Source organism: Mycolicibacterium wolinskyi str. Jessa 2025 (genome assembly GCF_049241375.1).
GTDB classification, from domain to species: Bacteria; Actinomycetota; Actinomycetes; order Mycobacteriales; family Mycobacteriaceae; genus Mycobacterium; species Mycobacterium wolinskyi.
Genome location: NZ_CP185960.1, coordinates 4,972,985 through 4,984,788 on the forward strand (window position 1 = coordinate 4,972,985; position 11,804 = coordinate 4,984,788).

An 11,804-nucleotide genomic window follows, 5' to 3' on the forward strand; every position below is an offset into this window, starting at 1 on the left:
ACATGGCCACACCCGCGACAAATGGCGGACGTCCGCGGAGGGAACGCGGTTCGATCAGCGTCGACGAAATCCTGCGCGGCGCATTCGACATCGCGCATGAGGTGTCGGTCGACAACCTCAGCATGCCGCAACTCGCCAAGCACCTCGACGTGGGCGTCACCAGCATCTACTGGTACTTCCGCCGTAAGGACGACCTGCTCGATGCGATGACCGAGCGTGCGCTCACCGAATACGACTTCAGCGTGCTGTCCATCGACGCCGGCTCATGGCGCGAATCCTTACGCGCACACGCGCATTGGATGCGGGAGACGTTCCAGCGCAACCCCATCCTGTGCGATCTGATCCTGATCCGCGGCACCGGAAGCACTCCCGCCGCGCGTCACGCGCTGGAGAAGATCGAGCAACCCGTTGCCGCGCTGGTGCGGGCCGGCCTGACGCCACACCAGGCCCTCGAGACCTATACCGCGATCTCGGTTCTCGTCCGTAGCTCAGCAGTCCTGCACCGGCTCGCGACCAAGTCGACGAAAACTCAACTCCCCCGCGAATACTGGGAGCAGGTCCTCGATCCCGAGTCCATGCCGCTGATCTCTTCGATACCCGGCCACGGCTATCGGATCGGGATGGCCGACGACGCGAATTTCGACCATATCCTCGACAGCATCCTCGATCGCGCTCAACTGTTGTCGCGAACAGACGCGGCGGTACCCGAAAACTCTTGATTGCGGGTACACCAGCGTCTGCTCGCGGGTGATCAGCCCTGCCCCCGCGGTCGCCGCCACCCGATGGTCTTGGTCTCGGTGTATTGCGCGAAGCCTTCGATGCCGCACTGCCGGCCGACGCCGCTGTTCTTGTAGCCGCCGAACGGTGCGTCGGCCCCGTAGTACATGCCGCCGTTGACACCGATGGCTCCGGTGCGTATCCGTCGGGCGATGCCCATGGCGCGTTCCGCCGACGCAGAGACCACCGCGCCCGCGAGTCCGAACGCGCTGTCATTGGCCAGCCGCACCGCCTCGTCGTCGTCGTCGAACGGGATCATGACGAGCACCGGTCCGAACACCTCGTCCTGCGCGATCGCCGAGCGCGGATCGGCACCGACGATCACCGTGGGCGCCACGAAGTGGCCGTCGGCGAGATGGGGTGACAGATCTTCGAACGCGCCTCCGCCGACCACGATCTCAGCGCCGTCGCGGCGAGCGTGATCGCACGCGTCCAACACGCGCTGTTTCTGCGCCGCGCTGATCACCGGCCCGACCAGCGTGGTGGGCAGTGCGGGGTCGCCGACGGGAACTCCGCCGAACGCCATCGTCACGTTGGCGACGGCCTCATCGAACAGCGATCGGTGCACGAGCATGCGGGTGTTGGCCGCACACGCCTGGCCGGCGTGCACGCACGCGCCGACCGCACCCGGGATGGTGTGCGCGGGGTTGGCGTCGTCGAGCACGATCATCGCCGACTTGCCGCCCAGCTCAAGGAAAGTGCGCTTCATGGTGTTGGCACCCATCCGCATGAGGTGCTTGCCGACCGCCGTCGAACCCGTGAACGACACCATGTCGACCCGGGGATCGGTGCCGAGCAATCCGGCGACCTCGTTGGACGGCGTTGGCACCACGTTGACGACCCCGGGTGGGATGTCGGTGCGCTCGGCGATGAGCCGTCCGATCCGCGTCGCATTCCATGGCGTGTTGGGATCCGGTTTGAGCACCACGGTATTACCCGCGGCCAGCGCCGGACCGAGCTTGTTGAGGATGACTTCGATCGGAAAATTGGACGGCGTGATGGCCGCGACCACGCCGACCGGCTCCTTGACGACGGTGCGGGCGTTGCGCTCGCCGAACAGGCCTCCGCCGTCGAGGGTGCGTTCCCACTCGAACTCATCGATCAGCTTTGACGGATAGCGGAGCGCGTCGGCGAGCGGCCAGTCCAGCTGCGCGTTCTGCGTCGTCATCACCGGGCACCCCACCTCGGCGATCAATTCCTCACGCAGATCTTCCTTTTCGTCCTCCAGTGCGTCCTGCAACTGAAGCAGCGCACGCTGTCGCAGCGTGCGATTGGTCGACCAGTCCGACTCGTCGAACGCACGGCGGGCCGCCGAGATCGCCTTGTCCATGTCCTCTGGACCTGCCGCCGACGTCTGACCGAGGACGAGACCCGTTGCGGGACTGATGTTGTCGAACTCAGCGCCCGACGCAGCGGCCAACAGCACGCCGTCGATCAACATTCGTTTCTCGGCGCGGCCGGCCGCACGAACACCGACGTCCACGCTCGTGGCTGCGGCCACGGCTTCACTCACGACTACCTCCAGAGCACCTCGTAACCGTAACCCTTACGGTATCAGGAACGGGCCGGCTCCACCTGCACGGGCACCCCGGTCAGCCACGACATTCCGGCCAATGCTTCGACATCGGCCGGGTCGCTGGACATCAGCCTGTTGACATTGGCCCCGCCGGCCCGGTTGGCGATCTGCCAGCCACCGCTGCCCTTGTGCCCCCAGCCGTGCGGGATCGCCACCGTTCCCGGAACGATATCGGTGGTCAGTGAAACAGCAATGGCGATCTGGCCGTACGGCGACCGCACACATACCTCGTCACCGTCCGACAACTGCCGTGTGGCCGCGTCATCGGCATGCATGAGCGCATACTGAACCCGCTTGCCGCGCATCAGCAGCGGTGAGTTGTGCAGCCACGAGTTCTCCGAGCGCGGCTCCCGCATGCCGATCATCCGCAACGGATAACCGGGCGGCTGCCTCCGCGCGGCGAGGGCCGAGATCTCGGTGGCGATGTCCTCGTGGGCAAGCCGAACCCGCCCCTTCGGGTACACCACCACGTTTCCCAGTACTCCGGTACGGATCTCGGGGGCGACCACCACGCCGTGCGGGTGACGATCGATCAGCCGGCGAAACGTCAACCCGCCGCGGCGCAGGCCGAACCGGTCCCCGCCCTCCGACAGCCGGATCATCACGTCGATCGCCGGACGGGGGCTCAGCCGCTTACCCCGGCGGGCAACGACCCTGGCGGCCGATCGCAACGTGGTGAAAACCGGTGTGCGGATGGCGGTTCGGCCGATCAAATCGGCGATGATGTCCCATTCGGTGCGCGCCTGACCGGGTGGCGCCACGACGGCATCGGTCGCCTGCCGGAACGGGGTCGCCTGGAACATCTGGAACGTCACCGCGAAGTCGTCGCGTTCGTACATCGAGGTGACCGGCAGCACGTAGTCGCAGTGCGCGGTCGTCTCGTTGACGTAGAGATCCAAGCCAACCGACAGGTCGAGATCGGCGAACGCCGCCTCGAGTTCGTCGCCGTTGGGTACCGACAGCACGGGGTTGCCCGCGCCGATGAACATCGCCTTGATCTGCCGCCGGCCGGGCGTGGAGATCTCCTTGGCCATCAGCGCGGCGGGCTCGGCGCCGATGACCGAGCGGAAGCCGCCGACGCGCGTGCGCTTCCGCCGGTAGCTGCGCCGAAGTGACGCACCCATCGCCATCGAACCCCACTTCTGCCCGGGCATTCCGAGGGTGCTGAAGACACTGCCGCCGGGGACGTCGAGGTTGCCCGCGGCGAGGTTGACCGCGTCGATCAGGTAGGTGGTGAGCGTGCCGCTGCGGCCGACGCACGTGCCGAGCCGTCCGTAGACGGCGGCACGTTCGGTGCCCGCGAGGTCACGCGCCAACGCTCGCACAGTGTCGGCGGGGATGCCGGTGTGGCGACTCGTGGCCTCCGGGCTGAACGGCGCGCACTGCGCCTGCAGCCAGTCCAGCCCGTCGGCCTGTGCGCGGGCGAGCCGATCGACGAGGCCTTCGGTGAACAGCACGTGCAGCAGCGACAACAGCAGGTACGCATCGGAGTCGGGCACGATGCCGAGCCATTCGAATTGGGCGGCCGTCTCGCTTCGTCTTGGATCGATGACGACGACACGTCCGCCGCGCTTGACGATGTAGTGCATGCGGTCCTTGATGCGCGGCGCCGTCAGGAAGCTCCCGTGCGACACCACGGGGTTCGCACCGAGCATGACCAGCAGGTCGGTGCGCATCAGATCGGGTATCGGCACCGGAAACGGTGCACCGTAGAGGAATTGGTTGGCCAGCAGCCGACTGCTGGTGTCCTGGGTCGACGAGCTGAAGAAATGACTGTCCGGACCGATCCCCTTGGCGAACGCGATTGCCGCGAACAGATGCGAGTAACTGAACGCCGCGGGGTTGCCCATGTACCAGGCCACCGCACCAGAACCGTGCTTGCGGTGGATGCGCGTGAGCCTGGCCGCGATGTCGTCGAGTGCTTCGTCCCAGCCAACGGGCACGAATCCGGAATCGGTCCGGCGCAACGGTGTGGTGACGCGGTCGGGATCGTTGACCACCTCGGCGAACGCGATGCCCTTCTGGCATGCGAAGCCTGCCGAAAGGGGATGGTCCTTGTCCGGCCGCAATGCGGTCAACCGGCCTTCCTCGACGGTGGCGATCATGCCGCACAACGGCTCGCAGATTCGGCAGAACGTGGCTTTGTGCTCGGCCTTGCCCTCGATCACCGGGACTAGGTTACTGTAAGAGTTACAGTTGCTTCACCGTTTTGGTTGAACAGGGAGGATTCGACGTATGCAGAAGGCTTTGGCGCCGGAGATCTCCACCTGGCCCGAGGAGAACCCCCAGCTCATCATCACCTTCGCCTTCACCCCGGAAGGGACCGACAAATGACCAACGACGTCGCCATCGTCGGAGTCGGCATCCACCCGTTCGGACGATTCGAGGGGAAGTCCGCCATGCAGATGGGCGTCGACGCGATATTCGCCGCGGTCGCCGACGCCGGCGTGGAGTGGAAGGACATCGGCGCCGCCACCGGCGGCAGTTGGACGGTGGCCAACCCGGACGCCATCGTCGGCATGGTCGGCCTGTCGGGGATTCCGTTCACCAATGTGTTCAACGCGTGCGCCACCGCAGCCAGCGCCACCAAGGCGTGCGCCGACGGAATTCGGCTCGGCGACTACGACATCGGCATCGCCGTCGGCCTCGACAAGCACCCGCGCGGCGCATTCACCGAGGATCCCGCACTGGTGGGGATGCCCAGCTGGTACGCCGAGAACGGCCAATATCTGACAACCCAGTTCTTCGGCATGAAGGCCAATCGCTATCTGCACGACCACAACATCTCCCAGCGCACCTTGGCCAGGGTCGCGGCCAAGAACTTCCGCAACGGGGCACTGAACCCGAACGCCTTCCGGCGCAAGCCGATCAGTGAGGACGACATCCTCAACTCGACCATGCTCAATTACCCGCTGACGCAGTACATGTTCTGCGCACCCGACGAAGGCGCTGCCGCGGTGGTGATGTGCCGCGCCGACATCGCGCACCGCTACACCGACAAACCGGTGTATCTGAAAGCAGTGGAGGTCCGCACGCGCCGCTACGGCGCCTACGAAGTCAACACCACGTGTGCGCCCGTCGAAGAGGATGTCGCGCCGACGGTGTACGCCGCACGTGCCGCATTCGAGAAGGCCGGTGTCGCACCGGAAGACGTCGACATCGTGCAATTGCAGGACACCGACGCCGGGGCCGAGATCATCCACATGGCCGAGTGCGGCTTCTGCGCCGACGGCGACCAGGAGAAGCTGCTGGCCGACGGTGCCACCGAGATCGGCGGATCGCTCCCGGTGAACACCGACGGCGGGCTCATCGCCAACGGGGAACCGATCGGAGCATCGGGCCTGCGCCAGATCCACGAACTCGTGCGCCAGCTACGCGGCGAAGCCGGCGACCGCCAGGTGCCCGGTGAACCGAAGGTCGGCTTCGCACAGCTCTACGGCGCGCCAGGCACTGCCGGCGCAACAGTCCTGACACTTTGATGGCCGAGCAGACGCGCGGGTACCTCGGAATGCGTTTTCCGGGGTACCCGCGCGTCTGCTCGCGGGAGAAAGGAACCCACGGAAGTGGCTGAACAGTTCAGGGACGCACCGATATTCGATGCCGATCAGCACATGTACGAGACTGGCGATGCGCTGACGAAGTTTCTTCCCGAGCGCTACCGGCGTGCCGTCCAATACGCCCAGATCGGCCGCCAGACCCGAGTCGTGATCAACAATCGGGTCACCGACTTCATCCCCAACCCGACGTTCGAGCGGGTCGCCGCGCCAGGCGCGCACGAGAAGTTCTTCGCCGGCGAGAACACCGAGGGGCTGACCCTGCGGGAGATGCAGGGCAAGGCGATCGAGGCGCCTGCGGCCACCCGCAACCCCGAGGACCGCATCGCCGAACTCGACCGCCAGGGCGTCGTCGAGGCGCTCAACTACCCGACCCTGGGCAGCCTCGTCGAGCATTCCAGCGCCGATGACCCGCAGCTGACACTCGCGATCATCCACGCGCTCAACGAGTGGATCCTCGAGCACTGGACCTACAACTTCGACAATCGGGTGTTCTCCACGCCGATCATCAACTTGTCCGAAGTCGATGCCGCGCAACGAGAATTGGAATACATCTTGGCCAACGGAGCCAAGGTCGCGTTGATCAAGCCCGGCCCGGTCAACGGTCTGCACGGGTGGCGCTCCCCCGCGCTACCGGAATTCGACCCGTTCTGGCGCGACGTCGAGGCCGCCGGGCTGCCGATCGTGCTACATGCCAGCTTCCCGCCGCTCGACGACTACGTCGGCAAGTGGGAGCCGCCGTACACGCAGAACTTCATGACCCAGAGCGCCTTTCGCTGGATGGTGCTGGGCCACCGCGAGATCGCCGACATGATCACCGCGCTGATCTGCCACGGCACGCTGACCCGATTTCCCAAACTCCGCATCGCGAGCGTCGAGAACGGCAGCAGTTGGATCTTCCCGCTGTTCCACGATTTCGCCGATCTGTACAAGAAAATGCCGCAGAACTTCCCCGAACATCCGCATGACGTGTTCCGGCGCAACATCTGGGTCAGCCCGTTCTGGGAGGGCTGCGTGTCCGACGTGGTCGAGACAGTCGGCTGGGACCGCGTGCTGTTCGGCTCGGATTACCCACACCCGGAGGGGCTGGCCGAGCCCAAGGGGTTCTGGAAATACGCCGAGGGCATGGATCGGCGACGCACCTACGACTTCATGGGTGACAACGCTCGACGGTTCATGGGCCTGCCGATCGCCAACCCCGATCCCCAGGCCGCCAAGCCTCCGGCGGTGACCGGCGCCTAGGCGGGCAACGGCGGAAGCGGTTGGGCGTCGGCCGGGTTGAGCGCGTCGAGCATGAGGCTCAGGTAGCGGCGCCTCAGTGCCGGGGGCTGTTCGAGTGCGACGGACGCCGCCGTCACCATCGCGACGAACGTGGGCACATCCTCGACGGTGAGATCGGCGCGTAGCTCACCCACTTCCTGGCCCCGCCGCACCACCGCCTCGAGAAGTTCACGCTTCCTGCCGAACAGCCGGGTCGTGAGTTCGGTCAGGTGGTCCAGCGACGGCAGCAACGGACGCTGCGCGTACATGAGCTCGGCCATGCGCTCTATGACGTCGATGAACGCCTCTCGCGGCGCGTCACTGTCGACCAACTCCATGACCACCGGCTCGATCTCGGTCGCGAAAACGTCCTCATACACCGCCGCCGCGAGCGCCTGCCGATTCGGGAAATGGCGATACAACGTCGCATTACCCACCCCGGCACGAGCCGCCACCTGAGTCAGCGTGGCGGCCACCCCGTCGGCGGCGAAGATCTCGCGCGCGGCGGCGATGATTCGACTTTCGTTGGCGTATGCGTCTGAACGGCGACGATCGGTACGTGCGGTCATTTCTCCAGTTCAACGGACGTGGCGTAGGTCATGCCCTGACGCCGGTGGTGGGCTTGGCAACAAATGATAGCTGACTCCCATATTGGGAGCCTACTCTCACTTGTATGTCGACCTTTCTGTACCGCCTGGGACGCTTCGCGTTCGGCCGCCCATGGCTCGTCATCGGCACCTGGTTGGCGCTGATCGGGGTCGTGGCCGGGTTCCTCGTACTCAACCCGCCGAAGATATCCAACGAGATGCGCATCAACGGCACGCCCGCTCAAGAGGTGATCGACGACCTGGCGCAGCGCATGCCCGAATCGTCCGGAGGGCAAGGCCTGATCGCCTTCGCCGCGCCCGTCGGCCAGCGCATGGACGACGGCGACAACCGCGCCGCACTGCTGCGTGCGGTCGACGCTGTCTCGCATACCGACCACGTGCTCGATCCGGCCGAGCTGGCTCAGGCCGAGCTCGCCAAGGGTCCGGCAAGCCCGACGTTGGCCGCGTCGGCAGCGATCGCGAAGACGCAGACCGCCGCGCCCGCAGCCGCAGACGCCCCGCGGCCGTTGGTCCTGAACGGACAGCCGGTCCCGGGTGTCCTGATATCCGCCGACGGTGCGGCCGCGCTGTATCAATTCCAATTCGACAAGCAGACAGCTGAACTGCCCACCGGCACGGTCGAGCACACCGTCGACGCCGCGCGTGATGCGGTGGCACACACCGACATCAACGTGCTGCCCTCGGCGAGCATGGTGGAAATGCCCGAACTCGTCGGCGCAGGCGAGGTCATCGGCTTGGCGGTCGCCGCACTCGTGCTGATCATCACGCTCGGCTCGCTGGTCGCCGCGGGCCTGCCGCTGGCCACCGCGCTCAGCTCGGTTGCCATCGGTGTCGGCGCAACGTTCCTGTTCTCGCATCTGGTCAACATGCAGTCGATGACCGCAGTTCTGGCGTTGATGCTCGGCCTCGCCGTCGGCATCGACTACGCGATGTTCATCGTCAACCGGCAGCGTCGCCTGATCCTCGACAAGGGCCTGAGTGCCGCCGAGGCGGCCGGCCGTGCGATCGGCACGGCGGGCAGCGCCGTGGTTTTCGCCGGCACAACGGTCGTCATCGCGCTCGTCGCGCTGACGGTGGTCGGGATCTCCTTGCTGACGCCGATGGCCCTTGCCGCAGCGGGCACCGTGGTCGTCGCGGTCATCGCATCGCTGACGCTGCTGCCCGCGTTGCTCGGACTCGTCGGTGAGCGGATCTGCTCCGAGAAGGCCCGCAACAACCAGTCCGGACAAGACAATTCGAACCACCGCTTCGCGACGGCCTGGGTCGGCGCCGTGCTGCGCCACCGCGTTCCGGTCGCGATCGGCGGTGTCATCGTCGCCGCACTGCTGGCCCTTCCCGCACTGAACATGTCCCTCGGGCTGCCCGCGGGCTCAAGCTACAACGAGGGCACGCCACAGCGCGAGAGCTACGACCTGGTCGCCACCCACTACGGCGACGGCTACAACGGCCCGCTGATCGTGGTCGCCGAGCCGGCGGCCGGCAACACCAAGCTGTCGACCGCTGATCTGGTGAACACCAACAGCGACCTCCAGCGTCTGCCCGGCGTCGAATCGGTGAGCCTGCAAAAGGTCAGTGACAACGAGGAATTCGCGTTGTTCTCGGTGGTCCCGGCCGACGGCCCCACCGACGACGCGACCGCACAGCTCGTTCGTGACATCCGTGCGCACGCCGGTCCCCTGGCGGAACTGCGCAATGTCGACCTCGGGGTCACCGGCATCACCGCGATGGGCGTCGACACCACCGACCGACTCGCCGAAGCCGTGCCGCTGTACATCGGTGTCGTGGTCGGCCTCTCACTGCTGGTCCTGCTGGTCGTGTTCCGCTCGATCGCGGTGCCGGTCAAGGCCACCCTTGGATTCCTGCTGAGTGTGCTCGCCACATTCGGCGCCACCACCGCGCTGTTCCAATGGGGCTGGTTCCAGGAGCTGTTCGGTCTCAGCGCGACCGGGCCGATCCTGAGCCTGCTGCCGATCATCGTGGTCGGCGTGCTCTACGGGCTCGCAATGGATTACGAGGTGTTCCTGGTGTCGTCGATGAAGGAAGCGCACGTGCATGGGCATCGCGGCGACGCCGCCGTCACCCACGGGTTCGCCCAGGCCAGCCGCGTCGTCGTCGCAGCAGCCGTCATCATGATGTCGGTGTTCGCCGGATTCGTGTTCAACGCCGACCCGATGATCAAGCAGATCGGCTTCGCCCTGGCCTTCGGAGTCCTGATCGACGCCTTCGTCGTGCGGATGACCGTGGTGCCGGCCGTGATGTCGATGCTCGGCGATCGCGCCTGGTGGCTGCCCAAACGCCTAGAGCGGGTCCTCCCCGATCTCGACATCGAAGGTGATCAGCTCAACCGCCAGCTGTCGTCGGGCGAGCCATCGCGGCTGGTTCACCGCTGAGCATGGGTGAGTGAATCTCCGGCGCAGTCCTCACAGCCGTCCGGCCTCGACATCGAGCATGAAACGGGCGATGAGATCGGCACATTCGTGGGGATGGGTTTCCAACAGCTGATGGCCGCTTTCGAAGACGTGGATCTCCAGCGACTCGAGAACCTCGTTGTAGGCCATGATTTCGTTCAGATCAAAGAACGGATCGTGACGGCCCCACAGCAGAAGGCAGGGCGGCTGGTGATCGCGGTGGTAGGACCTGATGGCCGGGAAGCGCGCGATGTGTGACCCGTAGTCGGAGAAGATCTGGAACTGAATGTCGGTGATTCCCGGCCGCGACAGGCGCTCCCAGTCCAAGTGCCAGCCCTCGGGAGGATAGAGACATGCCACGCGCTCGGGCTGGTTGCCGATGTACTGGTATCGGGTTGTCTCGAAATTCATCCACTCGGTGAGCTTTGCCCGGTTCTCCTCGGTGGGATCGGCGAAGTATGCCTTCGGAGCGTCCCAGTCCGGCCCGAGCCCTTCGTCGTGGGTATTGCCGTTCTGCACGATCAGGCCACGGATCCGGTCCGGCCGGCGCGTGGCGAGGTGGTAGCCGACGGGCGTCCCGAAATCCGTGACGAACAGGAAGAACGTCTCGACACCCAGCGCATCGAGGAAGGCGTCGACCGTGTCGGCCAGGTTCTCGAAGGCGTAGTCGAATGCGTCACCGGAGGGCGCGGAGGAGAATCCGGAGCCCGGCAGATCCGGCGCAACGACATAGGCGGATTCCGCCAACGGCTCGATGAGGTTGCGATAGGCGTAAGACGAGTTCGGATAGCCGTGCAGCAGGAGGACCGTCGGCATGTCCGGGTCTCCGGCATGCCGGTGGAAGATGTCCAAGCCGTGGACGTCGATCGTTTCGTGACGGGTCTTGTGGCGCGAGCTGTGCATTTCCTGTTCCTCCTCGTCGGACGTGGCGGCCGCACCGCCTACCGGATAACATCGTTATAGCGGTTACCGTTCACCGTAACTGCTAAACATGGGAAATGGGGTTACATCCGGTGTCGGACGCAGAGACGAAATGGGTGCCCGAGCACTTCGTCGGCGGGCATCCCGCCCTCGATCTCGCGAATGCCGTGTTCGACCGGCGCGTGCCCGAACCCGACAACGAGTTGCTCAAATCGGCCCGCGACATCGGAAACTGGTTCAAAGCGTCGGGGCTTGCCAGCGCTCGCGAGGCCGCGGCAGTCTCCGGCATAGCAGGTGAACCATTCGTGCAGCAGGTTCACGCGGTGCGGGAGGCATCGGCCGCGATCTTCGGGTTGATCGCGGCGAACACGGCGCCCGCCGCGGAGGCGTTGAGCGTTCTCTTCGAGTCCGCCGCACGCGGGCTTGCCGGAAATGCGATCAAACTGGACGGCACGAGACCCCGACTGGCCCTTGCTCTTTGGCGAGACCCTGACGCCGTCGCGGCCGTCCTGGCGATGCTCTCGATCGAAGGCTTTTACACCCTGCCTCGCGAAAGGCTGCGCTCCTGCCCTCGCTGCGAATGGCTGTTCCTCGACACGTCACGCGGCGGCAAGCGCCGTTGGTGCAGCATGCAGATCTGCGGAAACCGCGAGAAAGTCTCACGCCACCGGGAGCACGCCTGAAGCCGCCGTTCACTGCC

General features: G+C 65.7%; 9 protein-coding genes. 5 read left to right on the forward strand and 4 right to left on the reverse strand.

What is annotated here, in order from left to right:
- Nucleotides 1–2: 2 nt before the first annotated feature.
- Nucleotides 3–719, forward strand: a complete 717-nt coding sequence (locus ACOI2T_RS24615; RefSeq protein ID WP_409505537.1) for a TetR/AcrR family transcriptional regulator — start codon at nucleotides 3–5, stop codon at nucleotides 717–719.
- A 32-nt stretch (nucleotides 720–751) separates the two neighbouring features.
- Here ACOI2T_RS24615 and ACOI2T_RS24620 read toward each other — a convergent pair whose 3' ends face one another.
- A complete protein-coding gene (locus tag ACOI2T_RS24620) occupies nucleotides 752–2,290 on the reverse strand; it encodes an aldehyde dehydrogenase family protein (protein ID WP_409505538.1) in 1,539 nt (512 codons plus the stop codon).
- Nucleotides 2,291–2,331: 41 nt separating this feature from the next.
- A complete protein-coding gene (locus ACOI2T_RS24625; RefSeq protein ID WP_409505556.1) occupies nucleotides 2,332–4,458 on the reverse strand; it encodes a molybdopterin-containing oxidoreductase family protein in 2,127 nt (708 codons plus the stop codon).
- Nucleotides 4,459–4,683: 225 nt separating this feature from the next.
- Between ACOI2T_RS24625 and ACOI2T_RS24630 the strand changes: the two genes are divergently transcribed.
- Both ACOI2T_RS24630 and ACOI2T_RS24635 read left to right on the forward strand, forming a co-directional pair.
- Nucleotides 4,684–5,832 carry a thiolase family protein gene (locus ACOI2T_RS24630; protein WP_409505539.1) on the forward strand — a complete coding sequence of 383 codons (1,149 nt, stop codon included), beginning with the start codon at nucleotides 4,684–4,686 and terminating at the stop codon, nucleotides 5,830–5,832.
- Nucleotides 5,833–5,964: 132 nt separating this feature from the next.
- A complete protein-coding gene (locus ACOI2T_RS24635; protein ID WP_409505557.1) occupies nucleotides 5,965–7,149 on the forward strand; it encodes an amidohydrolase family protein in 1,185 nt (394 codons plus the stop codon).
- Here ACOI2T_RS24635 and ACOI2T_RS24640 read toward each other — a convergent pair.
- On the reverse strand, nucleotides 7,146–7,736 hold the full coding sequence (locus tag ACOI2T_RS24640) for a TetR/AcrR family transcriptional regulator (protein ID WP_409505540.1): 591 nt from the start codon (nucleotides 7,734–7,736) through the stop codon (nucleotides 7,146–7,148). The genes ACOI2T_RS24635 and ACOI2T_RS24640 overlap by 4 nt on opposite strands.
- A 104-nt stretch (nucleotides 7,737–7,840) precedes the next feature.
- Between ACOI2T_RS24640 and ACOI2T_RS24645 the strand changes: the two genes are divergently transcribed.
- Nucleotides 7,841–10,165 (forward strand): MMPL family transporter, encoded by a 2,325-nt coding sequence (locus ACOI2T_RS24645; RefSeq protein ID WP_409505541.1) that lies wholly within the window; start codon nucleotides 7,841–7,843, stop codon nucleotides 10,163–10,165.
- Nucleotides 10,166–10,195: 30 nt separating this feature from the next.
- On the opposite strand, the gene ACOI2T_RS24650 is transcribed toward ACOI2T_RS24645, so the two are convergent.
- Nucleotides 10,196–11,086, reverse strand: a complete 891-nt coding sequence (locus tag ACOI2T_RS24650; RefSeq protein WP_421874556.1) for an alpha/beta fold hydrolase — start codon at nucleotides 11,084–11,086, stop codon at nucleotides 10,196–10,198.
- A gap of 95 nt (nucleotides 11,087–11,181) precedes the next feature.
- Here ACOI2T_RS24650 and ACOI2T_RS24655 point away from each other — a divergent pair, with 95 nt between their 5' ends.
- Complete coding sequence (locus tag ACOI2T_RS24655) at nucleotides 11,182–11,787, forward strand: CGNR zinc finger domain-containing protein (RefSeq protein ID WP_409506546.1); 606 nt, start codon at nucleotides 11,182–11,184, stop codon at nucleotides 11,785–11,787.
- Nucleotides 11,788–11,804 lie beyond the last annotated feature (17 nt).

Bases quoted from the DNA above. Each gene is read 5' to 3' on its own strand.
- ACOI2T_RS24615 (WP_409505537.1), top strand. From the start codon at position 3: ATGGCCACACCCGCGACAAATGGCGGACGTCCGCGGAGGGAACGCGGT.
- ACOI2T_RS24625 (WP_409505556.1), bottom strand. From the start codon at position 4,458: ATGATCGCCACCGTCGAGGAAGGCCGGTTGACCGCATTGCGGCCGGAC.
- ACOI2T_RS24630 (WP_409505539.1), top strand. From the start codon at position 4,684: ATGACCAACGACGTCGCCATCGTCGGAGTCGGCATCCACCCGTTCGGA.
- ACOI2T_RS24635 (WP_409505557.1), top strand. From the start codon at position 5,965: ATGTACGAGACTGGCGATGCGCTGACGAAGTTTCTTCCCGAGCGCTAC.
- ACOI2T_RS24640 (WP_409505540.1), bottom strand. From the start codon at position 7,736: ATGACCGCACGTACCGATCGTCGCCGTTCAGACGCATACGCCAACGAA.
- ACOI2T_RS24645 (WP_409505541.1), top strand. From the start codon at position 7,841: ATGTCGACCTTTCTGTACCGCCTGGGACGCTTCGCGTTCGGCCGCCCA.
- ACOI2T_RS24650 (WP_421874556.1), bottom strand. From the start codon at position 11,086: ATGCACAGCTCGCGCCACAAGACCCGTCACGAAACGATCGACGTCCAC.
- ACOI2T_RS24655 (WP_409506546.1), top strand. From the start codon at position 11,182: ATGGGGTTACATCCGGTGTCGGACGCAGAGACGAAATGGGTGCCCGAG.